The 26,051-nt window shown below is 54.8% G+C and carries 29 protein-coding genes and 1 pseudogene; 15 read left to right on the top strand and 15 right to left on the bottom strand.

The features are described 5' to 3' along the window. Nucleotides 1-29: 29 nt before the first annotated feature. A pseudogene (locus D8U61_RS13155) lies at nt 30-251 on the bottom strand (EI24 domain-containing protein); the annotation flags it as partial. Between the two features lie 327 nt (nt 252-578). On the opposite strand from D8U61_RS13155, the gene D8U61_RS13150 reads away from it, so the two are divergent. From D8U61_RS13150 to D8U61_RS13140, 3 genes are all read left to right on the top strand, one after another. Further along, nucleotides 579-944: a helix-turn-helix transcriptional regulator gene (locus D8U61_RS13150; RefSeq protein ID WP_130927082.1), complete on the top strand. Its 366-nt coding sequence runs from the start codon at nt 579-581 to the stop codon at nt 942-944. An 11-nt stretch (nt 945-955) separates the two neighbouring features. After that, nucleotides 956-1,504, top strand: coding sequence for an ImmA/IrrE family metallo-endopeptidase (locus tag D8U61_RS13145; protein ID WP_130927081.1), 549 nt, complete (start codon nt 956-958; stop codon nt 1,502-1,504). 700 nt (nt 1,505-2,204) lie between these two features. Further along, nucleotides 2,205-2,612 carry a hypothetical protein gene (locus D8U61_RS13140; RefSeq protein WP_130927080.1) on the top strand — a complete coding sequence of 136 codons (408 nt, stop codon included), beginning with the start codon at nt 2,205-2,207 and terminating at the stop codon, nt 2,610-2,612. A 191-nt stretch (nt 2,613-2,803) separates the two neighbouring features. On the opposite strand, the gene D8U61_RS28090 is transcribed toward D8U61_RS13140, so the two are convergent. Continuing rightward, complete coding sequence (locus tag D8U61_RS28090; RefSeq protein WP_130927079.1) at nt 2,804-3,022, bottom strand: hypothetical protein; 219 nt, start codon at nt 3,020-3,022, stop codon at nt 2,804-2,806. 148 nt (nt 3,023-3,170) lie between these two features. Here D8U61_RS28090 and D8U61_RS13130 point away from each other — a divergent pair, with 148 nt between their 5' ends. The 3 genes from D8U61_RS13130 to D8U61_RS13120 all read left to right on the top strand — a co-directional run bounded on the left by D8U61_RS13130 (nt 3,171) and on the right by D8U61_RS13120 (nt 5,469). Beyond that, the gene (locus tag D8U61_RS13130) at nt 3,171-4,247 is read left to right on the top strand and encodes an RES family NAD+ phosphorylase (RefSeq protein ID WP_130927078.1); all 1,077 of its coding nucleotides are present in this window, start codon (nt 3,171-3,173) and stop codon (nt 4,245-4,247) included. A gap of 212 nt (nt 4,248-4,459) precedes the next feature. Next, entirely contained in the window at nt 4,460-4,948 is a 489-nt protein-coding gene (locus tag D8U61_RS13125) for an ImmA/IrrE family metallo-endopeptidase (RefSeq protein WP_130927077.1), read from the top strand. Between the two features lie 11 nt (nt 4,949-4,959). Then, complete coding sequence (locus tag D8U61_RS13120; RefSeq protein WP_130927076.1) at nt 4,960-5,469, top strand: hypothetical protein; 510 nt, start codon at nt 4,960-4,962, stop codon at nt 5,467-5,469. Nucleotides 5,470-5,802: 333 nt separating this feature from the next. Here D8U61_RS13120 and D8U61_RS13115 read toward each other — a convergent pair whose 3' ends face one another. Beyond that, nucleotides 5,803-6,423, bottom strand: a complete 621-nt coding sequence (locus D8U61_RS13115) for a recombinase family protein (protein ID WP_130927075.1) — start codon at nt 6,421-6,423, stop codon at nt 5,803-5,805. A gap of 405 nt (nt 6,424-6,828) precedes the next feature. Here D8U61_RS13115 and D8U61_RS13110 point away from each other — a divergent pair, with 405 nt between their 5' ends. Beyond that, a complete protein-coding gene (locus tag D8U61_RS13110) occupies nt 6,829-8,451 on the top strand; it encodes an SEC-C metal-binding domain-containing protein (protein WP_206663086.1) in 1,623 nt (540 codons plus the stop codon). A 132-nt stretch (nt 8,452-8,583) separates the two neighbouring features. Here the strand turns inward: D8U61_RS13110 and D8U61_RS13105 are convergent, their stop codons facing one another. Beyond that, nucleotides 8,584-8,814: a helix-turn-helix transcriptional regulator gene (locus D8U61_RS13105; RefSeq protein ID WP_130927074.1), complete on the bottom strand. Its 231-nt coding sequence runs from the start codon at nt 8,812-8,814 to the stop codon at nt 8,584-8,586. 96 nt (nt 8,815-8,910) lie between these two features. On the opposite strand from D8U61_RS13105, the gene D8U61_RS13100 reads away from it, so the two are divergent. Both D8U61_RS13100 and D8U61_RS13095 read left to right on the top strand, forming a co-directional pair. Next, nucleotides 8,911-9,285 carry a helix-turn-helix domain-containing protein gene (locus tag D8U61_RS13100; protein ID WP_130927073.1) on the top strand — a complete coding sequence of 125 codons (375 nt, stop codon included), beginning with the start codon at nt 8,911-8,913 and terminating at the stop codon, nt 9,283-9,285. 10 nt (nt 9,286-9,295) lie between these two features. Next, nucleotides 9,296-9,505, top strand: a complete 210-nt coding sequence (locus tag D8U61_RS13095; protein ID WP_130927072.1) for a hypothetical protein — start codon at nt 9,296-9,298, stop codon at nt 9,503-9,505. Nucleotides 9,506-10,328: 823 nt separating this feature from the next. On the opposite strand, the gene D8U61_RS13090 is transcribed toward D8U61_RS13095, so the two are convergent. The 4 genes from D8U61_RS13090 to cysZ all read right to left on the bottom strand — a co-directional run bounded on the left by D8U61_RS13090 (nt 10,329) and on the right by cysZ (nt 16,218). Then, nucleotides 10,329-11,768, bottom strand: a complete 1,440-nt coding sequence (locus D8U61_RS13090; protein WP_130927071.1) for a hypothetical protein — start codon at nt 11,766-11,768, stop codon at nt 10,329-10,331. A 1,220-nt stretch (nt 11,769-12,988) separates the two neighbouring features. After that, the gene (locus D8U61_RS13080; protein WP_130927069.1) at nt 12,989-13,816 is read right to left on the bottom strand and encodes a hypothetical protein; all 828 of its coding nucleotides are present in this window, start codon (nt 13,814-13,816) and stop codon (nt 12,989-12,991) included. Between the two features lie 241 nt (nt 13,817-14,057). Next, nucleotides 14,058-15,377, bottom strand: coding sequence for a site-specific integrase (locus D8U61_RS13075; protein WP_130927068.1), 1,320 nt, complete (start codon nt 15,375-15,377; stop codon nt 14,058-14,060). Between the two features lie 88 nt (nt 15,378-15,465). Then, nucleotides 15,466-16,218 (bottom strand): sulfate transporter CysZ, encoded by a 753-nt coding sequence (gene cysZ / locus D8U61_RS13070; protein WP_130887177.1) that lies wholly within the window; start codon nt 16,216-16,218, stop codon nt 15,466-15,468. A 312-nt stretch (nt 16,219-16,530) separates the two neighbouring features. Here cysZ and trxB point away from each other — a divergent pair, with 312 nt between their 5' ends. Then, a complete protein-coding gene (gene trxB, locus D8U61_RS13060; protein WP_016771656.1) occupies nt 16,531-17,493 on the top strand; it encodes a thioredoxin-disulfide reductase in 963 nt (320 codons plus the stop codon). A gap of 194 nt (nt 17,494-17,687) precedes the next feature. On the opposite strand, the gene D8U61_RS13055 is transcribed toward trxB, so the two are convergent. The 5 genes from D8U61_RS13055 to D8U61_RS13035 form a co-directional block, all read right to left on the bottom strand. After that, on the bottom strand, nt 17,688-18,026 hold the full coding sequence (locus D8U61_RS13055) for a HopJ type III effector protein (protein WP_110600288.1): 339 nt from the start codon (nt 18,024-18,026) through the stop codon (nt 17,688-17,690). Next, nucleotides 18,019-18,315 (bottom strand): DUF1244 domain-containing protein, encoded by a 297-nt coding sequence (locus D8U61_RS13050; protein WP_056782977.1) that lies wholly within the window; start codon nt 18,313-18,315, stop codon nt 18,019-18,021. Before D8U61_RS13050 ends, D8U61_RS13055 begins: the two co-directional genes overlap by 8 nt. A gap of 95 nt (nt 18,316-18,410) precedes the next feature. Further along, a complete protein-coding gene (folX, locus tag D8U61_RS13045) occupies nt 18,411-18,782 on the bottom strand; it encodes a dihydroneopterin triphosphate 2'-epimerase (protein ID WP_016771653.1) in 372 nt (123 codons plus the stop codon). Between the two features lie 72 nt (nt 18,783-18,854). Further along, nucleotides 18,855-19,565 (bottom strand): dihydromonapterin reductase, encoded by a 711-nt coding sequence (folM, locus tag D8U61_RS13040; protein WP_110600284.1) that lies wholly within the window; start codon nt 19,563-19,565, stop codon nt 18,855-18,857. 58 nt (nt 19,566-19,623) lie between these two features. Beyond that, complete coding sequence (locus D8U61_RS13035; RefSeq protein WP_073473745.1) at nt 19,624-20,193, bottom strand: antibiotic biosynthesis monooxygenase; 570 nt, start codon at nt 20,191-20,193, stop codon at nt 19,624-19,626. A gap of 211 nt (nt 20,194-20,404) precedes the next feature. Between D8U61_RS13035 and D8U61_RS13030 the strand changes: the two genes are divergently transcribed. Then, nucleotides 20,405-21,364, top strand: coding sequence for a MerR family transcriptional regulator (locus D8U61_RS13030; RefSeq protein WP_038861127.1), 960 nt, complete (start codon nt 20,405-20,407; stop codon nt 21,362-21,364). Between the two features lie 3 nt (nt 21,365-21,367). Here the strand turns inward: D8U61_RS13030 and D8U61_RS13025 are convergent, their stop codons facing one another. After that, nucleotides 21,368-21,973 carry a hypothetical protein gene (locus tag D8U61_RS13025; RefSeq protein WP_024011639.1) on the bottom strand — a complete coding sequence of 202 codons (606 nt, stop codon included), beginning with the start codon at nt 21,971-21,973 and terminating at the stop codon, nt 21,368-21,370. Between the two features lie 54 nt (nt 21,974-22,027). Beyond that, the gene (locus D8U61_RS13020) at nt 22,028-22,504 is read right to left on the bottom strand and encodes a PAS domain-containing protein (protein ID WP_125927124.1); all 477 of its coding nucleotides are present in this window, start codon (nt 22,502-22,504) and stop codon (nt 22,028-22,030) included. Nucleotides 22,505-22,658: 154 nt separating this feature from the next. Between D8U61_RS13020 and D8U61_RS13015 the strand changes: the two genes are divergently transcribed. The 4 genes from D8U61_RS13015 (at nt 22,659) to D8U61_RS13000 (ending at nt 26,038) form a co-directional block, all read left to right on the top strand. Beyond that, a complete protein-coding gene (locus D8U61_RS13015) occupies nt 22,659-23,114 on the top strand; it encodes a flavodoxin (RefSeq protein WP_110646375.1) in 456 nt (151 codons plus the stop codon). Nucleotides 23,115-23,289: 175 nt separating this feature from the next. Then, a complete protein-coding gene (locus D8U61_RS13010) occupies nt 23,290-24,072 on the top strand; it encodes a class II aldolase/adducin family protein (RefSeq protein WP_024011642.1) in 783 nt (260 codons plus the stop codon). Then, complete coding sequence (locus D8U61_RS13005) at nt 24,072-24,974, top strand: alpha/beta hydrolase (protein ID WP_130887179.1); 903 nt, start codon at nt 24,072-24,074, stop codon at nt 24,972-24,974. Before D8U61_RS13010 ends, D8U61_RS13005 begins: the two co-directional genes overlap by 1 nt. A gap of 152 nt (nt 24,975-25,126) precedes the next feature. Further along, nucleotides 25,127-26,038 carry an SDR family oxidoreductase gene (locus tag D8U61_RS13000; RefSeq protein WP_024011644.1) on the top strand — a complete coding sequence of 304 codons (912 nt, stop codon included), beginning with the start codon at nt 25,127-25,129 and terminating at the stop codon, nt 26,036-26,038. The last annotated feature ends 13 nt before the right edge of the window (nt 26,039-26,051 follow it).

The raw sequence follows: 26,051 nt of genomic DNA, 5'->3' as shown, positions 1-26,051 counted from the left end.
TACGGTCGGATGATGGATTTGTGACGCGATCAGTGTTGGATCACCAGATTTTCGGCACCACGCTCGCGCACCCAGAACAACGTCGCCCCGGCTACCGCCGCCGGCATCATCAGGATGTTGACCACCGGAATCAGCAGCACCAGATAGACGATCCCGCCAAAACTCATGCTCTGCCAGCGCTTCTGCCGCAGCCAGGCCAGCATCTCGTTCCAGCCCAGTTTGTGGTTGTCCGCCGGGTAGTCGATGTACTGGAAATCGGGCCTATATCGGCTGAAAGCCACGTCATTCACTGCCCCTTCCCAAGAGAGTGAGTAAGAAATGTATCAGGCATATGAACGTTCTGAAAGGCCTTAGATGGAGCGTCTTGCCATCCAGTTCGTGTGATTTATCCTGCTTCGCAATGACGCGGGTTACCCGTGTCGAAATCAACTTGGATCGGCGCCGAAATTCTACGGTCGAAAGTTTAGATTGAGATGGCAGGAAGGTAAAATCTTCTTGGTCATAGGTTGCATCGTTAACCTTTTGGGGTTAATCTCTTTTCCAGATCGGTCATAGAACCGTCTAAGGGGACGCACAGCATGTTTACAGAATTTGGAAAACTCATCAGGAAAGCAAGGATAGATCGAGGGCTGCTATTGAAAGACATGGCTGAAGGGCTCGGTGTTAGCTCCGCCTATCTGTCAGCTGTGGAGACCGGCAAGAAAACTGTATCGGACGAACTCACTCGTAAGGTGGCCAGCTATCTTGGGGTATCCCTAGACTCGCCAGAGTTCAGGGAAATCGAGGACTCGGCTCAGATCAGCAGGGGCCAGATAGCCTTGGAAGTTAGGGATCTTTCTCAGAAGCATCAGGAAACGGCTCTGGCTTTTGCTAGACAGTTTGGTGAAATGAAGTCAACGGAACTGGACAAGCTTCTGGCTCTTTTGCAGAAGCCCAAGAGGTAGGAGGCAAATCAATGAGCGGCCCTTCATGTGAAGTGCCACCTCGTAGCCAGGACAGCGTATTCGGGGTGGCCATGGCGGTAAGGCGAGAGCTGGGTATCCAGACCGACGCCTTCCCCATTGCGGAAGTCTTAGAGTTTGCAATGCCACAGGCGTTTACAGGGTTTGCCCTAGAGGTGGCTGAGATGCATGAGATGGGCCCGAACCATGGGCTCACGATTCCAGCGGAGAACGTCATTCGTTTACGAATAGATGTATACGACGGGATGGTAGCAGGCAGGGGACGAGATCGGTTTACGGCTTCGCATGAGCTTGGGCATTACTTAATGCATCGCAATGTTCGAATCCAGTTCCACAGAGTCGAACTTGGCAAGCTTCCCGCTTACAAGGACAGTGAGTGGCAAGCTAACCGATTTGCCGGGGCGTTATTGATGCCCATCGACAAGATGGTTACCTGTCGAAGCCTCGACGAAGTCGTAGAAAGGTTTCAGGTTTCGCGTGATGCAGCTGAAGTGCATAACAGTATTCTTGCTAACAAGAATCTTATGAAAATTTTGGGCTAATTCGGAGTTGCAGCTCCGATCAGCCCTGCGAGTTTAGGGGGAGAAACTCGCGCTTGCGGACATCAATCTGCGAACGGAAGATTAGTCATTTCTCAGCAGAATGCAAGAAAAAATCCCCTCCCCTAAGGAGGTGAAGATGGCTAATGCCCAAGAAACCGGCCCCTAAAGGGTTCCGCTGGGTGTGCTGCCGCTACCGTCGAGTGAAGAACTCGGATCGCGTACTGGATGCCCACGAGTACGGTCATGAAGCATGGTGCTTCCTGGTCCGCTCTTAACAGCGTGCCCTTGCAATACCCCATCCGTGGACTAGTCGCGGATGGGCTACTTTACACATAAGTAAATCTTTTCTCACGGGAGAATTATATGAGTACTTCCAACAAGCGGGGCCGGGATTCTGGAAGCGGACGCTTTATCACCATTGAGGAAGCTAAGCGTCGTCCAAAGATTACTACGGTCGAAACCATTAAGCCTCCACCTAAGAAGAGGTAGCTAACAACGAGGAGGGTTCGGCGTTTTTACCGTACTTACTCATCTTGCTCCATTTGGGATTTCTCTTGCCGATACGCGTTAATCAAAGATTTATCGTGTTGAATCTTGCCCAGATAGGTGTGCAACGCATGGCAATGTTAGGGATGTAGTAATCGATAAACGAATCACCAACTTGGTTCAAGTTGGTGATTCCACTTTCAAGGACGTCAGCATGAAAACACCTACCGATCTCAAGGTCCTCAGCACCATCTACAAGCTCTACTATGAGGAGTTTAAGAATCACTCACACGAACCAGGCATCGAGAATGGTCGAGAGACGAAAATCTTCGTACCTATCGACTGCAAGATGATCGCAAAGGAATTGGATGTTGACGGTGACATCGTTTACGGCAGGCTCTACTACCATCTGGAGCAAAAGCACGGTTACACCAGAGGTGATGGTAGTAACGTCGCTTTCTTTTCAATGATGGTTGGGTCGGATAGACATTGCGTCAATTTTCCACTGCTCGCGTCAGTCCTGGCGGGACTTCAAGAGGAAAGTAGTAAGTTTCAATTGGCGACATGGCTATCCACATTTGCCATTGTGATATCCCTCGCGGGCCTTGCACTGGGCAAATAACCAAAACCATTTCTACAACCCATGGGAATCACGCTGAAGTCAACTGGCGTTCCGCCCATTGAAAGAATTGTGGAAACTCCTAAGTGGTAATCCACTTTCCATAGTGTCCATGCCCTTCTCACCGCAAGAGCAGTGCAACTCTTGACGTGATCCCGAAGCATCTGGAGGTTGGAGCTCCTCTTAGTCGTTGCCTACAACTGCCGCAGTCGCATGATCGCATCCGTGATCGCTTGTGCGTTGGAGTCTAGCGTTTCCATGGCCGCTGTAGCGTTAGCAGCGACACTCGCTACTCCACTCTCTGAGAGCCACTTGGTCACCTCTTCTATGGCCGCACAGATAGCGTGCTGGTTGTGCAGGAGCAATGTGAGTGCGTCTGCTGTGGCGATCTTGGCATCTGGGTTATCTGTCATTGGTATCGTCCTTGAGTGGTGATGCGGGAATCCTAGTTCATCCTGCCGTTGGCTGGGGCTAGGCTGGTAAGGCTTTTGACCGATAGTTGCCTGAATCATCCGCTATATTTTTGGCTTCTCTTTCCAACAAATTCTCTGTGGAGCTGACATGACAGACGAAAGCGAGAACGATAGTCAACCTCTCCTGTGTTCTAACTGCTTTACAGATGAGGGGCTGCGGATTGATGCGTTTAAACATGGCCTTGAGCAGCACGGCGATTGTCCGAATTGCAAGAGTCCAGAAGGGCGAAAGCTAACGAAAGTACATGTTGAAAGCCTTGCCTGGCGCTTCTTTGTTAGTGGCACCACAATCCGCTGTGAATATGGCGGAGCGCCGGTGATCCAGTGCAATGAGCATCACTACGGCAAGAGCGATATCTCACCTTCATCATGGCTGAAGAACGACATCAAATTGATTGAGAGCGCAGCGAAAATCGGGTTCTTCCACTATGGCCCACGCCTTTGGATGATCGGCGAAGTAGAACCTCTCAAGGCATTGCAGAATAACGTGACGCGGCGGCAGATCATCGATCGTGTACTGAGGGAGTACCCAGAAAGGACGCTTGCCAAGAGCACAAAGTTTTATCGCCTTCGAATCAGTCCTCAACGTCCTGCTGACCCGCAGGAGTACGACAGCCCGCCGGCTGCTTTCGTGGGAAAAGGGCGCTTAGACTCTTCCGACTTCCCAGTGATGTATGGGTCTCAGGATATCGATATCTGCATCCACGAATGCCGTGCCACTACTGAGGACGACATTTATGTCGCCACTTTGAAGTCGCAGCAGGACCTGCGCCTTTTAGATTTGACTCAGGTACTTGAGGAAGAAGGATCGGAGTTCGAGAGTCTAGATATGGCTATCCACATGCTTTTTCTTGCGCGGTCTCATTCATATGAAATTTCCCGAGCAATAGCACTGGCTGCGAGAGACGCTGGTTTTGACGGCGTAATATATCCTTCGTTCTTCAGCTTGGTACGTACGGGCGGCCGTCCTTTCGAGACATCCTATGGCCTTTCCATACGCCGCTTTCATCCTGAGCGGAACAAATATGCAGAGGCATTCACTATCCAGAACTTTGCCCTGTTCGGCCGTCCGTTGGAGAGCGGGTTGGTAGGTGTCGAATGCATCAACCGTCTGATCCTCACCCAAGTAGGTTATTTAGGGCATTTTGGGCCGGTGGAGTATTGATTTCTAGTGCCAAGGTAAATCGGGTAGCCTTGGGGAAATGTCTGCTCCTGCCGATTGTAGCCTGTCGTGAAGGAATGCAATCGACCTAAACCGATCAGCCATGATAGGCAGAAACGACTCCTTTCTGTCATGGAATCATGTGGTTCGATATGGGATCATAGTCCGCTAATCTTTAGTCCATTCTCAGCCCACAACTGAAGGAGGCGTTGCGTATGTTGAATGACATGGCCTTTGCCAAGGCCTCCCAGGTGCTCCAACAGCTATGGAATGGCTACCTGCCAGTTGACCCTGTTCAGCTTGCTCAAGGCATGGGGGCGCGGGTTGTTTTTGATCAAAACTTGTATCGCGAAGGGATTAGCGGCTCATTCGAATTTGACAGCTATGGCCCTTTGATCAAGGTAAGCGCGTTCGATCCCCCGGTTCGCCAGCGATTTACTATTGCTCATGAAATTGCCCACTGGCTTTTGGAGCATGTACAGCCTGGTCAAATGGCACACAGGGACCCGACTGATCTGTATGCAGTACTGGACAGTAGAGAGATAGACGCCAACCGCTTTGCTGCTCAATTGCTGATGCCTGAGCATGTCGTTAGGCACCTTGCTTCGCAGGTACCTCCTGCACAAAAAGTCAGCATTCTTGCCCAACAGTTCGCAGTCTCTGAAGCGGCTATGGGCTATCGACTTCAAAATTTAGGCTTATAGGAAGGGAACCTTTGTCTATTGCTCCCAACGAGAATGAAAGCACGAGCGTGCAACAATTCACAACTCCTGAGACACCGGAAGGACTTGCCCCTCTGCCCAAAGCCACTTCTGAAGTGCGTGAAGTGGCGTCGGATGCTAAGAGGTTCAATTGGCTGGCTTATTCCTTCACTAGCAAACTTCTGAAAGAATACGCAGTTATTGGTGTTGCGGTTTGGGTTGTGTACATGCTTGTCACAACGCTCGTTACCTTTATGAAGGGCCTAACTGAGCTTTTTACGCAAGCGGTTTACTTCAAGAGTGCGCCAGTATTGATGGTCAAGACAGTTGATTGGCATATCCTTCTATTAGGAGGAACGCTCATTATTTCAATAACAACCATCTTGATGGTCATGCTGCGGAGTGTGCTGGCTAGCAATGCGGTGAGCCCTGAAGAGAAAAAACAGCACAATTCGTGGGATGATATGCCATTGGCGAACTTTGCGTCTTGGGTTGTCGATCAAATCAAAAGCCGATTCAAGTAACATTTGCTGTAGGCAATTGCAAGCGCCATTTTTTCCTGTTGGAACACTATTGTCTACGGCAGCTTTTGGTCGATCTCTGTCGGTCGTGAAGTACTCAATGAACTTTGCTTAGTCTCAAACTTTTCAAAAGGGACATCAGCAGTTGGTCTTTGCAGGTTGATTCTCTGGTGGCGAAATATCACGAGGCAATCTGGCTGAACTGATGAAATCACGGCCAATGGTGGTCGAGGTTAAGAGCGATTCCCGTGCCACCTCGCTTTCGGCGCCTAGAATCGGCAAATATCACTGGCACGAAATAGCTGTCGTAGGCGGCTGTTGCCACGCTGGTGGGGCTTACAGAGTCAGTTCCCGCTTGATACGGTACACAGTTGCGATACCCACGTCGGCAATCTTGGCGATTTCTTCCACGGTGTTGCCGTTCCGCTTAAGCAAGCCTGTAACCTTGTCCCACTTCACTTGATTGCGTCCCTTGCCTGTTGGTTTCCACTCAGGTTCGGCCGCACGCTTGTTCTTCAGACCTTCCCGAATTCGCTGTACTCGCTTCTCTTGATCAAGGCGGGCCATTGTCGCCATCAGATCCAACAACATGCTGTTGATAACTTCCATGATCTGGCCCGTGATGCCCTTGTCCTCAACCATCATATGACTGGTGGGCAGGTCGGCTACTACCAGGCGAAGCCCCTTGGCCTTAATGGTTGCCTTTAGAGTGTCCCAGTCGGTTTGCGACAGACGACTCAGGCGGTCTACTGACTCTACCAGCAGCACTTCACCCTTCTCGGCAGTGTCCAGCAGACGCATCAATTCAGGACGGTTGAGTTTGGTCCCGCTGATGTTCTCGGCATACACACCGACGATGCTCAATCCCTTATCAATAGCGAACGATTCTAGTGCGACTTTTGCACGATGGGCGTCCTGATCCTTGGTTGATGCACGTAGGTAAAGATGGGTCTTCATGATCTACTATCCTTTGTTCTAAAAAACGATAGGCTAATGATAATGGAGTTATATAGCTATCCACAATAGTCATTTGATAGTGGCTTTGAGGGTGTTGCTGGGCTACCAGACTTGTCTACTTCTCTGATAGCGGGTGGGCCAACTTACTGACGCTTGAGTGCTGAAATCCGACGACCTTTGGTGGTTTGCAGCAATGACGTCAATGGGCAGGTGGTTGCGGGTCTCTGGACGCCTGCTTCATGTGTTCTTCCGCCGTCTATGATGTTTTCTTCAGCCTCATGCAAAGCTGGATGCTTGATCCTCTGGGTGTTCTGTGGAAGTGCAAGTTCGGCACCTACTGATGGTTGTTTCACCGCCAACGCGATGACCAAGCTCTCGTTTTCACATTCCGGGATGAATAAGAAAATGACTAACAAAATTGGTCGAAATGATCCTTGCCCTTGCGGTAGTGGTCGGAAACTCAAGAAATGTCACGGGTCTATCGAAAGTCTCGACATGGCGCTAAAGCTCAATGGGCCGCATATGCATCAGGAGCTGCGTGCGGCGCTCTTGCGTCATGAGGCCAATGAGTTTCAGAGGCGTGAGCAACAAGGTCTGGGTAAGCCGATTATCTCCACTGAATTCCAAGAGCACAGAGTCATAGTAGTCGGAAGGGAGATCCATTTCTCACGGAAATGGAAGACTTTTCACGACTTCCTCAACGATTACCCAAAGATCGTTTTAGGTAGAGACTGGTGGATGTCGGAGCTAAGCAAGCCTCCGCCACAGAGACATCGCATTCTCACCTGGGCTGTCCGTAGCTACGAGCAAGCGAAAGTTCACATGGAGCAGATGGGAGCAGGGGCCGCCCAAGTAATGACTGGGGCCATTGAGGCTTATATGCACTTCTCATACGGCCTTTACAGTCTTAAGCACTCTGTTGAGATTCAGAAACTTCTGATAGACCGAATCAAATGCCCCGATAACTTCCCTGGTGCGTTGTATGAGGTGCGGGTGGCTGCTGCTCTGCTTCGGGCTGGCTTCAGTTTGCAGCACCAAGATGAAACTGACAGACGTACTACCCATGTCGAGTTCATCGCTACGCACGCGGCGTCAGGTGCAATCTACACTGTTGAGGCAAAGCGGCGAGAAGGCAAGCGGATGAAAATCAATAGGCAGATGCATCGAGCCTTGAGCAAGCAGTCGGATCATCCTCGAATAGTCTTCATTGACACGAACGATGCGCGCCTAGAACTGGGAAGGAAGCAGTCCTATCCGGTAGCACTAGTGGAGGCTGAAGGCCAGCTCAAGCGCTTTGAGTTGGATCCGGTAGCTAAGGCCCTCCCAGAAGCCTACGTCATCGTAACGTACGACCCGCATGAGCATCACCTTGATGCCATTGATCTGGCTTCTGGGATGCTGCTGTGGGGGTTTCATCTCGATGATTTACACCCTGGGGTTAAAACCCTAACTCAACAGATTGAGATTAGGCGACGGCATGCACCAATTTTCTCCTTGCTGGAGTCTATGCAGAAGCACAGGCGCATTCCCGCTACATTCGATGGACAACCAGACGCGTTCGCAGGTGGAACTGCCGAGGCGAGGCTACAGGTTGGTCGCCGGATGCAAGTCCCTGGTCCTGACGGAACTCAGGTCGAAGCGACGTTGGAGAGTGGCGTCGTCATGTCCGAGCAGAGAGAAGCATGGTGTGTCGTTTGCAGTGACGAACAGCAGCGCTTCGTTATCAAGCTTCCACTCTCGGATGAAGAGTTACATGCCTACTCCCAGCACCCTGAAACCTTTTTTGGCGTCATTGACAGGAATGCAGGTCGCTCGGGCCCGAAAACTGACTTGGACTGGTTCAACTTTTTATGGGAAACCTACTCGAACACTCCTAAAGACACACTGATTGAATTCATGGAGCACGCTTCCGACATCGAGCGATTGAAAACGCTGACCCAGAAGGAATTGGCCACCGAATACTGTGCTCGAATGGCAGGTGCGATGCTAAACCACAAGGGCGATGGCACACACGGGGACCTAGCTTAGTCCATCTGCACTCAATGCCAGTGGTTCCGGGGCTTCCGATGAGCATAGCCCTAGGAATGCTGGGTCGGCACAGGGTTGGTGGATGGATGTGCATTAGTTACAGCAATAGCTATTCGCCGGGAAATCCTCTGCTCACATTCCTTCGAACAGATCCGAGATGCTAACGCCCAAAGCATCGGCGAGCACCTTGATGGCATTGATCGAAGGGTTGGCGCCTCCTGTTTCAATGCGAGACATGTACGTCCTGGCGAAGCCGCACCGATCAGCAAAAGCTTCTTGGCTCATGCCCATAGCTACACGGAGCTCCCTGACTCGGGTGCCGAACTGGTGTTGAAGCGCTGGAGAGGGAGGTGGTGCTGGCATTCCCCTATGGTCAGGTGATGTGCTCTAATCGGACACACACTAATCGTGACATTGCGATTGAGCGGTCAGCCCTCGCAGTGTCCTTGGAGCAGAGAAATGACCAAGCGAATCGTGGCACTACCCGCAGATACTGATGAGATTGGCGAAAGCTATTTCTACAACCCGTCCCTGTTCGAAGAGCTGAGTAAGCTGAATCGGACCAACCCTCAAGCGGTGTCAGTTATGCTGAATCTGGTAGCCGGTATCGATGACGACGGCGCTGTACAGATCACCCAGGCAGCAATAGCTCGTCAGTGTGAGATCACCCTGCAAGAGGTCGTGAAGGCCATTGCTGACCTTGAGGCTGCTGGTTTGATCCGCTCGGTTCAGACTGGCAGCGAGCCAGGTGGATCCCTTGCCTGTTTGGTGAATCCGAATCTAGCCCGAGCCGAGAAGCCTGACGAGCTTGGCTCGCTGTCCGTAGCAGGGTAGAGAATCGCCGATGACACCCAACGACCAAGTAGTACATGTTCCACGGTATGCATTTGAAGCTCTGGCGGCTTTTACAGCAGTGGGCGAGGACATGGTGGTAGTGATGCTGCTTCTACTGATGCGAATGGACAGTGACCGGGCAGTGAGGATCGACACCTCAGTGTTGCCCAATTTCCTGACGCTTAGCCATGAACGGCTGGAGTATGCGATCTCGCTTTAAGAAAGGCTGGGTAAATTCGGTTGATGAGCGAGAGAAGCGATACCGTATCCTCGATTGCGTTGTCCCACCCAGCGTTCATTCACGCAGATTTCGATACGCTGATGGGGGGGATGCACGCCCGCTCAACGGCGGTGGATGTTCACTAGGCGATTACTGTTCCAAGCCCATCTCTGCCCACGTCTGGACGTTAACGTGCGTGGGATGGGTTACCTATGGTTATCCGAAGACAATCCTGCTCTTCAGTGATCTAGGCTCCTTAGGCTGCTCGGCATGGTCAGGATCAAGAGCAGGGTGGTGGCTGAGCCCTATCCATCCTTCTGAACAGAATTGCTATCTTGCCTCACGGCAGAACATGAACTCAGTGAGACAGGGGAGCAAAGCCCCACAGGCTTTTGATCTGAACTGTACCGGGGATATGGTGACTGAAAGTCACGGATATCTGCCTTCTAAGTCTTCATTACCCAAGTAGTCAGCTGTGCCCAAGGCACGAGTAACAACTGTACAGGTCCGAAGGGGAGGATAGGGGGAGACCCCCTCCCGCTCTTGCTTGTAATTGTGTGGGGAGAACTTGTGCCCATAGGCACAGACTTATCCACTGTGACTGCGTCACTGTTAATTCTTTTGGTTGGTTAATAGTGGCTCTCGCCACAAATTGATAAGCAACGTTAAGAGCAAAAGCAAAGCGGGGAGGGCTTTCTGCCCCATCTCCCCTCTTACTATGTAGAGTGGTCATCCGTGTCAAAAGGCACGAGCTTGTAGCGATGTTTGGGGTGTAACCTTTCCTAAGAAGTCTTTTAGTATAGGTTACACCTCATCGCAAAGGTTAAGCTGCTTTATATGCCTCCTTCATCTTCTGTATCTTCTTGCGTGAAACTCCAGTCTGTCGATGGATCTCAAGGGCTGAAGTTTCGAGGGATATCAGACGTTTAACTTCTTTTTCAGTCTGTTCATCAAGCCTCCTGCCATCTCGCCTACTCGGTATGGTATATGCGAGGGACCAATCCACTGTTGCATCAGGGAAGTAAGTGGATAGCAGATAATCAACAACACGGTAGTCCTGAACATAGAAACTAGTTTTCTTTACGTTGTCACGGGAACGAACTGCCGTACGAGTTACCGCCTGTAAGGTTGGTTCAAGCAGCCTGTTAGTAATAAATGCCTCTTCGAAATCTCGTCCGTACTTTGCCTTTAGGTAGGCTAATCCCCGTCCCTCAGATGGACTTGGATTGCCACCAAACAGGACTATCACCTCTGTTGCATTGGCGTAACTGTTTAACCCTCTGCAATCCTTATCGACATATACAACGCCTCTGGTGGTGCTAAAACCAGCCCATTTGTTTGCCAGTAGAAGCGGTGTGCTCCTGACATGCTCCATGGTTGTGGCAAGGACTATATCAATCAGTCGCTTATCCTCGTGTTCCGCGATCATCGTCCCTTTACTGAACTGCCGGCCATTCGGAACAACTGGGCAGATTGTGACAAGATTGCTTACAGGCTGCCATTCCGTAGTGAACTCTGAGTCCACGAAGCGAAAACCATGCACCTGTGCAAATACCTCGAACTCACTGTTCTTGATGCTCGCTGCTAGTACGTGTGATTCAATCGCCGAGGAGAAGATATCCCACCAGTCGAGATACTCCTCAACGGCACGGATATGCCGTGTGCCATCGGACATGGGCTGATCGATAAAAACTTCCACCTCTGAAAGTAGCAGTCGGAAGATGTTGGCCGCAGAGGATCCCAGTGTTGAGCAATCCGTTCCTCGTGCATCCGCACGGTTAGTAGATACTTGTTCCCGGACTTGTTCTTCTAAGCCGTCAATGATCCAAAGTTGCCCATCACGTTCTACCGTGAACTGAAGTATGCGTGGGATTTCGGAGGGTTTGATTGGGTAATCCGGGTAATCCACAACATTTGGAAGCTCATCAAGCACCAGAATCCAACCGTGAAGCAACGATGGGCGGACCCGCCGGATTGACTCTTGGGTGCAGACAATGAAGTTGTCCACTTTCTCTTCCAGTGCTTTCTCCAAGCTCCTGACAACCAATTCGCCGTCACGATGATCAATCGTTCGACATGGTATTTCTTTGCTGGAGGCCCGCTGAATAATCTCATCACTCAGAGCTAGTGTCGGTATCGCGAGAACTAGGCGTTTTCCTGAGCTTATTAGGGTGGGAAGTTTGGACAACAGAGCTTCGGTTTTACCCGCACCTGGGGCGGCAATTGCGGTGTGGATGGGTTTGATTCGTTCAATCCGTGACATGGTTCCTTCCTTTTATTTAGTTGTTCGCAACTCCTCGATGTATTCCGGTCCATTGTATTTGGAACTCATAACCCTATATCGCAGACAGCACGAAACCCACTCTGCTCAGTGGCCTATTGGCTTGAACAAGCGAGGTAGTGGTCTATTAGTAGGGGAGGTGGTGCTGTGCCAGCGTCGTTGGCTGGGAAGCGAAGAATACGGGTTCTGAATGAGAAGTCAAGCAGGATTGAAAATTTTTTTTGCTGGTAGAGCAACTTACAGTACGCTGCTTACTGCAAAAAATTGCAAGGAGTATATAAGAAGCAAATGGATTGAGTTCGAGCTGTGATTGCCCAGTTAAAACTTTATGGAGTGCGTGCAGGGCTTGCTAGAGCGTTCATATCTCCAAGCCTAGCCTCAGGCTTATTGTTGTTTCGTACGCCCTTTGGTGAGCATTGTAGATCCTTTGGGGCGATATCTAATATTCTTATATTGATGGTCATCACTTCCACCTAATAACTTTGCAGTCGATGTTCAGTTTTTGTGCTTCTAAATGTTTGCGGTTGTCAAAGACATTAGCTGTGCAGTTAGAACTTACAGCAGTACTTTGCAAAATGGGTTTCCAACTGACGTAGACGCACAAGGCGGTAGATGTCTCGTTCAGGGATGATTTTCAGTGTTCGGACCTGCCCCGAGGATTCCCCGGCCCAGCTCTGGCATGCTCTTAACTGTCCAGACCTGACCCGCCATTTCGGCGGAGTAGGTATTAGCGGGGAGCGGACTAAGGCGCCAATTTTGGCGTACTAACTCTCTACAGTGGTCGATGACCTTGGCTCGCAGTGGCACGCTGTAGCCGGTGAGCAGGATGTCCGTCTTTCGACGGGGCAGGCTGTAGCACCAATAAGTGTTTCCGCGTGGGGTTTGGTACGTTCCTAGAAAGCCAGGGCGTTCCCCATATCTTTCCGCATTCACGCTAACAGGCGGAAATCCGCCCTTTTCAGCTTCGGATACAAGGGCCTGTGTGTGGGCATTTTCCAACCAGTACTTAGGTCGGTGCTTCTGATCCTCCCCGCTCGCCTTGTGAACATCGTTCAGGCAGTAGTGGCCCGCCGGAATCTTGAAATAACACATACGCGCCGTACCGGTTCGCAATGCTGCTGAACCTCCGGCGCTGTCCGCCAGCGCCCCACATGGATCCATAGAAAACTAGGTTCAGTACGCTCGGGACTCTGATGAAGTTTTCACTGCTGATCATCCAGCAGCAGGGATATCTGATCTAGTACCTTCACAGCAATGTACAGTTTGTTTTTCTGTGATAGCCGCAACTCACCGAATACGAGCACATAGGATCCTGCAAATTTCTCAGGATCGAAAATAGGGTAGCGCTTCTGGAATGCCTCACCGAGATCAGCATCAACTACAACAGATACAGCATCCCGCCCACCACTGTTTAGCCACAAGCTTTCGTTTCCTTTGGGATACATCGCTGCATCGGACACCATGCCCCAGAAGCCCCGGTAAGAGCCGACCATGGTTTCAGAGACCGAAGGAAACTCAACGAAAAGTTCCTTTACTCGATATTCACCCTTCGGCAGGGCGATTAATTGCTCAGAATTACGGAAAGCAGGGCTGTAGATCAAATTTTTGAGCAGCGTACTGAGCCGCCGATGCTTTTGCGACTGTCGCCGCCCAGTTCCTGGAGTGAATCTTCTGCCTCGTCCATTTGGGTCGACAACCTGACCCGGGTCGTCAGGGTTGACTTCCTCATGTGCCCCGTAATTGAAATCTACAAGTATTCTCTCGATTGGCTGAATCGACTCCTGTTCGCCAGGCCCCATCGTGCCAGCCCGCCGCCCCTCAGCCGCCCCTAAACTGCACTTCAAAGCATGGGGGCGAGCACCGAAACATGCGGCTTGGCCCTTAGTCGATTCTCGACGGTAGAAAGCGGGCCCGCCACATTCAGGACACGCTAGGAGCCTTCTATATTGGGAAACAAAGCTGTCGCCCCTGCCCTCGAAGAGTTCAACCGTGTAGACAATTCCGTCAGCTGTACAGCGAGCAACATCCATACCAAGGACTCCATGCCATCAAGCTTTTAATGATGGCATGAAAACCCTTCCGCCAGACTACCAAAACTATTGACCAGAGCACGATTGCTGCGGAACTACCTACATGCTCAGCCACGCTAAAAGCTCCATACGAGCAGCAACCGATTTACGCTAAGCCTCCTCCGGTCCACCAGCAGTTCCTGGTGCCCGAGTGGGTTGCGACTGCCGTAGACTGTATACCCGGCGACGTGCAGAAAAACCGTCAACTCCTGCTTTCACCTATGTGTACTTCCGTTTCCACTGGTAGCAGACCGGCTGCTTTTGCAAGGCTGGGAAGCTTCTGTATCTCTGAGGCCATTCGCGACAGCGGGTTGATGCCATAACTGTCACCGATGTGCCCTGAAGCATGCCCGGTGATCCAGTCACTCACTTCTTTGGGAATGCCGTGCTCTCTGGCCAGAGTTTTGAAACTGTGTCGGAACGCGTGAAGGGGATGACGGCCTGGTTGATACACACCGCAGAGCTGAGTAATCGGACGCCATGATTTGGAGACGATTCCCGCAAAACCATCGGAGACTTTGAGCAGCTGAGGGAAAACCCTCGTTCCCGGCTCGCGTCCCTGTACGAGTGTCAGCAAGCCAAGGGCGATCAGGTCAGGATGGACAGGAATTTCCCTGCGACTGCTGTCCGTCTTTACGGACTTGTCGGGTTGGTCGTCAATGACGCGGATGAACCATGAGTTCCCTTCGTGCTGGTGAATGTCTTCAACATACAGCTGAGCCAGCTCTTCGCGACGGCCACCAGTGTAAGCGGCTATCAGCGGTATCCAGAACACTGCGTTGCCCGGACGGCCCTCGGCGGTTCGAAGTCGCTGAAACTCGGCATGACTGAAGAGTTTGATCAGTTCGTTCCAGCTGTACCCCCGGTTGTCGTCCAAGCGGCGTTTCGGCTTACCTGAGCCAAGATGCTTGTGAATCCGCGATGAAATTACGGGGTTCGTTTCCATCAGACCGGAGTCCACGCAGAACGCCAGTACTGAGGACAGTCGTGCTAGCAGAAGGCGCGTGGATGAGGTGGCCAGTGGCTTAACCTCGGGAGCCGAAGGCTGAATCAGGTTGGAAGCGAACTTATGAATGTCCAGAGGCTGGATCGCCCCAATGGGCATGTCGCCCATGTCAGTGATGTAGCGATTGACGGCACGGCTGTAGTCGACCGCGTGACGCCGCGACACGTATTCCGATCTGCCCGACATGGAGATGGACTGAACATAACGTGCTAGTGCTTCTGAGAGCATCAGGCAGGGTTCTGCCTGCGGTGCCGGTAAAGGAGAAGGCCGAACCTTCGCGACTACTATCGGTTCGTGGTGCTCCATGCCGATTCTTTGGCGGGCATCATTGAACAATCGCTCCGAGTCCGCATACGCAACGGCAAACGCTGCCTTCGCTTGCTGGTGATTTCGAGTGTTCAGCGAACGACGAATTTCGGTCTTGCCGATGATCTGCCGAAGACCGTCCGGCACCCTGCGTCGGAGGTAATAGATACCTGAATCAGGATGCCGGAAGGGTTGCGCGATGAGTGCCATTGTGTACCAGCCTTGTGTATCAGTTGGCTGGGAAAGGGCAGGGGACGCGTGATCAGCAAACGAGGTCTTTCGAGCATTTGTGACGCGGTCAGTGTTGGATCACCAGATTTTCGGCACCACGCTCGCGCACCCAGAACAACGTCGCCCCGGCTACCGCCGCCGGCATCATCAGGATGTTGACCACCGGAATCAGCAGCACCAGATAGACGATCCCGCCAAAACTCATGCTCTGCCAGCGCTTCTGCCGCAGCCAGGCCAGCATCTCGTTCCAGCCCAGTTTGTGGTTGTCCGCCGGGTAGTCGATGTACTGGATGGCCATCATCCACACGCCGAATAGCAGCCATAACGGCGCGGCGACGATATTCACCACCGGGATGAACGACAGGATGAACAGGCCGATGGCGCGCGGCAGGAAGTAGCCGAGCTTGCGCATTTCCCGGGTGAGGGTGCGCGGGATCATCGCGATCAGTTCGCCCCAGCTGAACGCCGGGAAATCATCAGTGCCGCGCACCACCACTTCGACTTTTTCCGCAAGGAAGCCGTTGAACGGTGCGGCAATGATGTTGGCGAGCATGGTGAAGGTGAAAAACACCATCAAGGCCACTAGGACCACGAACAATGGCCAGAGGATATAGCTGAGGAAACTCAGCCATTCAGGCAACGACGGCATCAGCGTGTCGACCCACAGGCTGAACTGGTGGCCGGCCAGATAGATCAATCCGACGAACAGCACCAGATTGATCGCCAGCGGCAACAACACGAACAGGCGCAGGCCAGGGCTCAGGACCAGTTTGAGGCCTTCGCGCAGGTATTGCGGGCCGGACAGAACAGGGGCGGGCATAAGGTGCTCCGAAGCAAGGGAAAACGCGCCGACGTTACCGGCTTTGCCCTAGCGGCGAAAGCGCGGCAGAGCAATCGACATTCACTGTAACAAAGAGGTCTATCTCGTCAGCGTCTCGGCATAGAGACCACCTATGAGCTGGATTGTTAAACCGTATTTCCTTAATCTTGCCCCCCTCGATACGCTGCACCCAACTTTTTACAGGACTGTCGAGTTCAAGCCTTCCCCAAGGTGTCCACGGTCCTTTTTTATTCCGCCGGCCGTCCGGCGTCCGCGCCAGATTTTTCATGGCCGGCCAACAGGAGCAGATTCATGTCTGAAGTCCGTCATTCGCGAGTGATCATTCTCGGTTCCGGCCCCGCCGGCTACAGCGCTGCGGTCTACGCGGCCCGCGCCAACCTCAAGCCACTGCTGATCACCGGCATGCAGGCCGGCGGTCAACTGACTACCACCACCGAAGTCGACAACTGGCCGGGTGATGTTCATGGTCTGACCGGCCCGGTGCTGATGGAGCGCATGCGCGAGCACGCGGAGCGTTTCGAGACCGAGATCGTTTTCGATCACATCAACGCCGTGGACTTCGCTGCCAAGCCATACACCCTGACCGGCGACAGCGCCGTCTATACCTGCGATGCACTGATCATCGCCACCGGTGCCAGCGCCCGCTACCTGGGTCTGCCGTCGGAAGAAGCGTTCATGGGCAAAGGCGTGTCGGCCTGCGCGACCTGCGACGGTTTCTTCTACCGCAACAAGCCGGTCGCCGTGGTTGGCGGCGGCAACACCGCTGTCGAAGAAGCGCTGTACCTGGCCAACATCGCCAGCACCGTGACTCTGATTCACCGTCGCGAAACCTTCCGCGCCGAGAAGATCCTGATCGACAAGCTCAACGCCCGTGTGGCTGAAGGCAAGATCATCCTCAAGTTGAACGCCAACCTGGACGAAGTCCTCGGCGACAACATGGGCGTCACCGGTGCGCGTCTGCGCAATAACGATGGCAGCTTCGACGAAATCAAAGTCGACGGCGTGTTCATCGCCATCGGCCACACCCCGAACACTTCGCTGTTCGAAGGCCAGTTGACCCTGAAAGACGGTTACCTGGTTGTGCAGGGCGGCCGCGAAGGCAATGCGACGGCCACCAGCGTCGAAGGCATCTTCGCTGCCGGTGACGTGGCTGACCACGTTTACCGTCAGGCCATCACCTCGGCCGGCGCCGGTTGCATGGCGGCACTGGACACCGAACGCTACCTGGACGGCCTGCAGAACGCCACGTTCTAAGACCGCAGGGCACAAAAAAACCGGCCAGAGATTGGCCGGTTTTTTTGTACACGCTCTTCCTGCTCCAACGCAATTCGATCGTTCCCACGCTCTGCGTGGGAATGCAGCCCGAGACGCTCTGCGTCCCAAAGCGGACGCAGAGCGTCCAATGAGGCATTCCCACGCGGAGCGTGGGAACGATCCGAATCCAGTTGTTAGCGGCGGGTCAGGGGTTGTGCGGTGAATTTCACCCCAGCCAGGCCGTGCTTGATCAACGCGCGAATATTGCCGTGATCGCTGCCCTCAGGCGTCGCCAGTACCGAACGGTAATGCTCGCCGAACGCCAGCAGCGCTTCTTCATCGCTCAGACCTTCCAGCAGTGCCAGACCCAGGGTCTTGCAGGAGCCTTCATTCTGGCCGGCAGCGTTTTCCACGCCGCCGTTGTTGAATGCTTGCGGCTGGTAGTCGTAACCGGCGGCGATGAACGCCAGGGTGTCGGCGAAAGCATGCTCGCCACTCTTGAGGCTGGCGCGCAGGGTGTTCAGATCAGTCATTGGGTTTTCCTTTGGCAAACGCCGCTTGTTGTTCGGCGCTGGCTTCTTGCTGGTATTGGGCTTTCCACTCGGCGTAGGGCATGCCATACACCACTTCGCGGGCGTCATCGAGGCTGACCTCGATCTGGCGTTGATCGGCTTCGGCCTTGTACCACTTCGACAGGCAGTTGCGGCAGAACCCGGCAAGGTTCATCAGGTCGATGTTCTGCACGTCCTTGCGGCTGTCGAGGTGGGCGACCAGTCGGCGAAAGGCGGCGGCTTCGAGTTCCAGGCGTTGTTGATCAGTCATGGGGGTCTCTTCGAGACAGCTTTGAGCGGCAAGCTTCAAGCTGCAAGATGGGTGTCTGTGAGCAAAGTTTACAGCTTGCGGCTTGAGGCTTGAAGCTAGCGACTCGCCGCGAGCGTAATCGATACCGACTCGGCGAAGCGCAGGGCGTGCGGTTTGTCGACTTCGACTTCGGCGTACAGCACCGATGCATTGGTCATCACCAGGTCGAGCAATTCCTGGGTCAGGCGTTCGAGCAGGGCGAAGCGGTTACCTTCGACGTGGGCGATGATCGCTTTGGTGATGGTGCGGTAATTCAGCGCGTGGTCGATGTCGTTGTCACGCACCGCCTCCTGCGCCGCGTACAGAATGGTCAGGTTGATCAGCACATCCTGCTTGTTGAGGATTTCGTCCTCGTTGATGCCGATAAAGGTGCGCAGGCGCAGATCCTTGACCCGGATGCGCGCCATCCCCGGTTGAAGTTGTGGCATTGATTTGCTCCGTCCAGTCTATTGCAGGCGTTCTGGTGGATCTTACTCGACTCGCGGCCGAAGCGGGACGGCCTATTTGACGTGCCGTCCACCGTTGACGGTGAGGGTCGTGCCGGTGACATAGGGATTGTCGAGCAGATAGCGCAGGCTCTGATAGATCACCTCGCTGCCGGGCTCGATACCCAACGCGGACTTGGCCAACGCCTTGGCGCGGTACGCCGCGTCATCGTCTGGGTTGAACAATAACAGCGCCGGGGCGATGCCGTTGACCTTGATGGCCGGCGCAAAGCGCGCGGCAAACGACAGGGTCAGACTGTCGAGCCCGGCCTTGCTGGCGCAATAACCGATGTGCTTGCTGCTGCCTTTGCGGGTGACATCGTCGCTGATGTGGATGATGTCGGCAGGCGTCGAGCGCTGCAGCAACTCGGCGCAGTGCAGGTTGATCAGGTAAGGCGCGAGCATGTGAATGTTGAACATGCGATTGAAGGCTTGTGCTTCGCTGCCCTGGGTTTCCGCCAGCCATTCGGAGGCGTTGTGCACGACGGCGCGCAAGCTGTCGGTGTGGGCTTTCAGCGCGTCGATGAAGGCAAGAATCCCGGCCTCGCTGGAAAAGTCCGCGAACAGCGCTGTCGCGCCAAGATCGCGAAGTGCCTGCACGCCCGGTCGCTCGGTGCGGTAAGTGAAAATCAGCGGGTGGCCGTCCTCGATCAAGCGCTGCGCGCAGTGCAAGCCGACACGCTGGCCGGCGCCGGTGATGAGGATCGGGGCTGCGGAATCTGGCATGGGCGGCTCGCATCGCGGTTGAAGCGAAAACTATAACAGGCTCGCCGCCCGCAGCAGATCAGCGATTTTGCGCCGACGGTGTGGCCGCCAGTGGCCGGGTCGGCGTGCTGTTCAACCAGTTCGCCAGCAGGCGCGTCGACAACGGGATGAAGAAATACACCATCAGCGGCGTCAGGCACGCCGTGCCGATCAATATCCGCGGCAACAGGCTCAACTCAGCCAGCAGCGGGCCGAGGATAAAGTTGAAAATCAGCGACACCGGGAAAAACGCGAGCCAGATCGCCACGGCCTGTTTCCAGCGCGGTGGGCGTTGCCCGGCAGCACCAAACCAGCCTTCAATGCCGCTGACCCGGTGCTCCTTGGGATGTTCGAACAAATCGCTGCCGCGGTTCAGCCAGGCGGTACGCGACGCCGAGTATTCCCAAGCATGCAGGGTCTGCTCATCGACAAAGCGAAAGATGATCTGGAATTCGTTGTCACCGGGCGGTGGCGCAAGGACGCCGGAACCCAGGTAGCCGGGGAAGTCGGTGGCCAGTTGTTCGCCTTCGCGCAACCATGCAATGAGATCGTGATAGCGGCCATCAGCGACGCGACGCGCTACCATCAACGTAACGGGGGAAGTAGACATTTTGTATCTCCGTATTTCGAGCGCGTCGTTCCGGGTAGGAGCTTCGCCTGACGCAGGCCGGGGTAGAGGCCTGCGCTTTACAACAAGCAAGGATTATTCCTGATTTTGTCGATTAAACCAGCCATATTCGTCGCAGATCACTACTTGAAGGTTTCCAGTCCATCATGTTTAAAATGGGATCCAATAAACCGACATGGAAGTTGACCGCCAGATGCCTGTAATCACGGATACTCGCCCGGCCTCAACAGCACCCGGCACGCTCGAACGCGAAGAGCTGTTCCCCATCCGCGAAGTGGCGCGCCTCACCGGCGTCAATCCGGTGACCCTGCGGGCCTGGGAGCGTCGCTACGGATTGATCCAGCCGACCCGCACCGAAAGCGGGCATCGTTTGTATTCCATGAACGATATCGAGCGTGTTCGCAGCATCGTCGACTGGATTGATCGCGGCGTGGCCGTGAGCAAAGTCGGCAAGATCCTGGCGAAAACAGAGCCTCTGAAGGTGCTGGCAAACTTTATCCCCGATGATCATGTGCAGGCCGATTACAAGCAATGGCAGGAGCAGGTTCAGCAGGCGGTCAGTGAGTTCGACGATCAGCAGCTGGATCGCGTCTACGGACAGATTTTCTCGTCGTACACGCTGCCAGTGGTGTTCGAAGCCATCATCATGCCGTTGTGGCGGCAATTGCTGCAGCGCCAGGACGCTTTCGGGCAAACCAGCGAATGGTTGTTTCTCGACGGATTCCTCAGGGCGCGCGTGCTGCAGCGCATCGTCATGCTGCGGGGGGCTCAACCGCGCCGGGTGGTCGTCAGTGCGCTTGCGGGGCAATGCAGAGAGCTTGAGTTGCTGGTCGCGGCGCTGTTTCTCAGTGGCAACGATTCTGGCGTGCGGGTGCTGACCACGGGCCAGCCTTTCGATGAATTGACGCTGGTCTGCGAAAAGGTCAAGCCTGACGCGCTTGTGCTGTTTTCAAACCATGCCCCCGGTCCGGAGCTGCCCCGGCGCCTGAATCGTCTGGCACTGAGTCTGGATTGCCAATTAATGTTGGCCGGCGATGCCTCGGAACTGGCCGAAGACAGCCTGGCCGGTTCATCGGTGGCATGCCTGGGAAATGAGGGCGCGACAATGCGTCAACGCATGAAGCAATTCATGGCAGGCAAACTGGATACCTGAAACTCAGGCGTGAAGGGCGGGGTGGGTCAGGCGATGCTGTTGCAGGATGAACTGGCGCAAGCGCTCGGTTTCGTCGGCATCGGTCTGGCTCAGTTCGTAGGCGAAGAAACCTTGCTCGGTCTCACGCTCGAAATGGCCGCGCAACGAAATGCGCTCATAACCGGAAGGGCTGAACCACAGGGCGAAATGTTTCGGTGGTTTGGTCTTGTTGCGCACTTCCAGCAACACACCTTTGTGCGATACCTCGTGTACCCACAGCGTGCCGGGCTGGCCTTTGGCGTTTTCCAGCGCCACCGGCTCTTCCAGTACCAGGCGCCATGGGCGCACCATCGGGCCGTCTTCGTAGATGCTCGGCACACCGAGACGCAGATGCAGCGCGTGGAACTCGTCTTCCACCAGATGCAGCGGGAAAGTCATCTGTTGATTTTCGAAGTTGGCCTGGATCGTCACCTGCTCGTGAGCAGCCAGACGTGTCAGCAGGTCACGGATCTGCGAGCCACCATTAACCAGCAGACTCGACGTTGCATCCCGCACGTTAAGTTGCGGGTTGTGCTGCATGGTCTGGATGAAATCCAGCTCGTCCTGGGTGAGGAGGGCGTCGCGCTGCATGGCTAACTCGAAGTGAATAGTTACAAAGTCATTGGTGATTGTAGTTAATGACCATCAGTTCGCGGTTTTGTTTGCGCCGTTCGTCGCTTTCAACGCCGCTAGCTCGCTTTGCAGCGCCGCCACTTGTGCTTCCAGCTGCACAACCCGCTGCTGCGCCTTGACCTGAAGCGTTACATCTTTTTGCACGCCGATGAAATAAGTCTGCCCGTCATCGGCATTTTTTATCGTCGACAATGACAATTCGTTCCAGAACGGCGTGCCATCCTTGCGATAGTTGCGCAGGATCTCCCGGCAGGAACCGCCTTCACGCAATGTCTCGCGAATCAGCTGCAGACTTGGTTGATCACGGTCTCCAGCCTGCAAAAAACGACAGTCCTGGTAGAGGATCTCCTCACTGCTATAACCGGTCATGCGCTCGAAGGCAGGGTTGACGTAAATAAGGATGTTGTCCTGCTCGCCTTCCTTTTCAGCGACCACGATTCCGTCATTCGACGCATTAATCACCATTTGCAGCAGGCTGGCGTTGATCATCCGAGAATCCCTTCCGTTATGTCAGTGGCAGGCATTCTAGAAGAAAGCCGCGGACTGTCTATAGGCCAGCAGCTTGCATTGAGAGCCAATCGCAACTTCGCGGCGTGGGGCTGTTACTATCGCGGCTCTTTTTTTCAGTTTCAGGATCAGATTGATGAAAGTCGCCATCCTCTCCGGTTCGGTCTACGGCACCGCCGAAGAAGTCGCCCGCCACGCCCAGAACCTGCTGAAAGCCGCCGGCTTTGAAACCTTCTACAACTCGCGCGCCGCGTTGGCCGATATTCAGGCGTTCGGTCCCGAGGCCCTTCTCGCTGTGACTTCGACCACTGGCATGGGCGAGCTGCCGGACAACCTGCAACCGTTGTATTCGACCCTGCGCGATCAGTTGCCTGCTTCGTTGCGCGGCCTGCCCGGCGCGGTGATCGCCCTCGGTGATGCCAGCTACGGCGACACCTTCTGCGGCGGTGGCGAGCAGATGCGCGAACTGTTTGCCGAACTGGGGGTAAACGAGGTTCAGGAAATGCTGCGCATCGACGCCAGCGAAAGCGTCACGCCGGAAACCGATGCCGAGCCGTGGCTGGCGCAGTTGATTGAAGCGCTCAAGGGCTGATCGCGGGCAATAATCGCTGCACCTTCTAAGCGTTGTTGCATTGCAACGGATCCAGGCTGTTTGCCCGGCTGACTCGTTCAGTCATCAAGCTGGCTGCCAATGCAACTACGCGATGCCCTGCGCCTGACTAGACTGCTGACACGAGCAGAACAAGAAGAACGCAGAGGTGCATACAGTGAGCGTAGCCCCCGTCCAATCGTCGCCGAACGTCAAAGATCAGGTCAGCGCTGCCGAGTGGCAGACCCGCGTCGATCTTGCCGCCTGTTACCGTCTGGTCGCGCTGCACGGCTGGGACGATCTGATCTTCACGCATATCTCGGCCAAGGTGCCCGGCACCGAAGATTTCCTGATCAATCCGTTTGGCCTGATGTTTCATGAGATCACCGCTTCGAGCCTGGTGAAAGTCGATCAGGCCGGCAACAAACTCATGGACAGCCCGTACGAGATCAACCCCGCCGGTTACACCATTCACAGCGCCGTCCACGAAGTGCGCCACGATGTGGTTTGCGTGCTGCATACGCACACTGCGTCAGGCGTTGCGGTGTCGGCGCAAAGGCAGGGGGTGCTGCCGATCAGTCAACAGTCACTGTTTGTGTTGTCGAGCCTGGCCTATCACGCCTACGAGGGCGTGGCCCTGAATCATGAAGAAAAGGCGCGCCTGCAAGCCGACCTCGGCGACAACAGTTTCCTCATGCTGCACAACCACGGTCTGCTCACCTGCGGCGGCACGATCGCCGACACTTTTCTGATGATGTTCACCTTCCAGCGAGCCTGCGACATTCAGGTCATGGCGCAGACGGGAGGGGCCGAACTGATCGCTATCGAACCGCAGATTCTCGCCGGCGCCAAGGCAATGATTGCCGGCGTCACCAAAAGCGCTCAAGGCATGGGCGGCGCGCTGGCGTGGCCGGCGCTGCTGCGCAAACTCGACCTGCAGGATCCGGGGTATAAATTCTAATGCCGCTCGCCGAGATTCCTCTGAGTGTCTGGCGCAAGCGCAGCCGGACATTCGTTTTTCATGGCCAGTCGATCCGCTACTGGACAGTCGGGCAGGGTGAACCGTTGCTGTTGATTCACGGTTTCCCCACTGCCAGTTGGGATTGGCATTACCTGTGGCAGCCACTGGCGCAGCGTTATCAGGTGATCGCCTGCGACATGCTCGGTTTCGGCGATTCGGCAAAACCGCGCAATCACACCTATAGCCTGCTGGAACAGGCCGATCTGCAACAGGCACTGCTCGCGCATCTGCAGGTTGAACAAGCGGTGCACATCCTCGCTCACGACTACGGCGACAGCGTCGCTCAGGAACTGCTCGCGCGGCATTACGAAAAACGCATCGAAGTTGCCAGTTGCGTATTCCTTAATGGCGGTCTGTTTCCGGAAACCCATCGTCCGCTGCTGATGCAGAAACTGCTGCTCAGCCCGATTGGCTGGCTGCTCGGCCGCGCCTTCAGTCGTGAGGCGCTGGTCAAAGGTTTCCGGCAGATCTTCGGCGCGCAGACCCAGCCCACTGAAAGCGAACTGGATGATTACTGGAGCCTGGTCGAAAGCAACCATGGCCCGCGCATCCTGCATAAATTGATCACTTACATCCCCGAGCGCCGGGTGCAACGTGAGCGCTGGGTGACGGCCATGCAGCAGGGTGACATTCCCTTGCGGGTGATCGATGGCGCATTTGACCCGATCTCCGGCGTGCACATGGTCGAGCGATATCGCGAACTGATCCCTGATGCAGACACCGTGCTCTTACCCGGCATCGGCCACTATCCGCAAACCGAGGTGCCGGCGCTGGTGCTCAAGCACTATCTGGCGTTTCGCGATCGTCTGGTATTGCCTCCGCGCAAAGTGGCTTACTCCTGATTCTCGCCGAGAGCACGGGCTCTCGGCGTCCTGACACTCGATCATCCCTCAGCCTTATCGCGCACCATTCAGCCGCAGCCGTGTTCGTTGTGACCCAAAGCGCCGTGCCTGACACTCGGGGCAATATCCCTTGGCCTGCTGGAGTTGCCGCGATGAATGAACCTGTGCGTTTCGAAGATAAAGTCGTGATTGTCACCGGCGCCGGTGGCGGCCTCGGGCGTGCCCATGCGCTGCTGTTCGCCAGGCACGGCGCCAAAGTGCTGGTCAACGATCTCGGTGGCTCGACGCAGGGCGAGGGCGCCAATGCTTCGGCTGCCGACCGCGTAGTGGCGGAAATCCGCGAGGCCGGCGGTATTGCCGAAGCCAACCACGACTCGGTGACTGACGGCGACAAACTGGTACAGAACGCCCTCGATGCCTTCGGCCGCGTCGACGTCGTGGTGAACAATGCCGGGATCCTGCGCGACAAGTCGTTTCACAAGATGGACGACGCCGACTGGGATCTGGTCTATCGCGTCCACGTTGAAGGCGCCTACAAAGTCACCCGTGCTGCCTGGCCGCATCTGCGCGAGCAAAACTACGGTCGCGTGATTTTCACTGCGTCGACTTCTGGCATTTACGGTAATTTCGGTCAGTCCAACTACGGCATGGCCAAACTCGGGCTTTACGGGTTGACCCGAACGCTGGCGATCGAAGGGCGCAAGAACAACATTCTGGTCAACGCCATCGCCCCGACCGGCGGCACGCGCATGACCGAGGGCCTGATCCCGCCGCAAGTATTCGAGCAATTGAAGCCGGAACTGGTCAGCCCGCTGGTGGTGTATCTGGCCAGCGAGCAATGCCAGGAAACGTCCGGCCTGTTCGAAGTCGGCGGCGGCTGGATGGGCAAGGTGCGCTGGGAACGCAGCCTCGGTGCCGGCTTCGATCCGCGCGAAGGGTTCTCGCCAGAGGATGTGGCGGCGCACTGGCAGCAGATTTGTGATTTCGAAGGCGCGGCGCATCCGAAGGACAATATTGAAGCATTGAAGGAAATGATGGCGAATTTGCAGAAGTATTCGATTTGAGTGAAGAGGCCAC

Origin of the sequence: Pseudomonas sp. Sample_14, from assembly GCF_004307515.1 — a bacterium.
Lineage (GTDB): Bacteria > Pseudomonadota > Gammaproteobacteria > Pseudomonadales > Pseudomonadaceae > Aquipseudomonas > Aquipseudomonas atacamensis.
The sequence above is the reverse complement of the archived record's forward strand: the minus strand, read 5'-3'. Positions and strand labels throughout refer to the sequence as shown.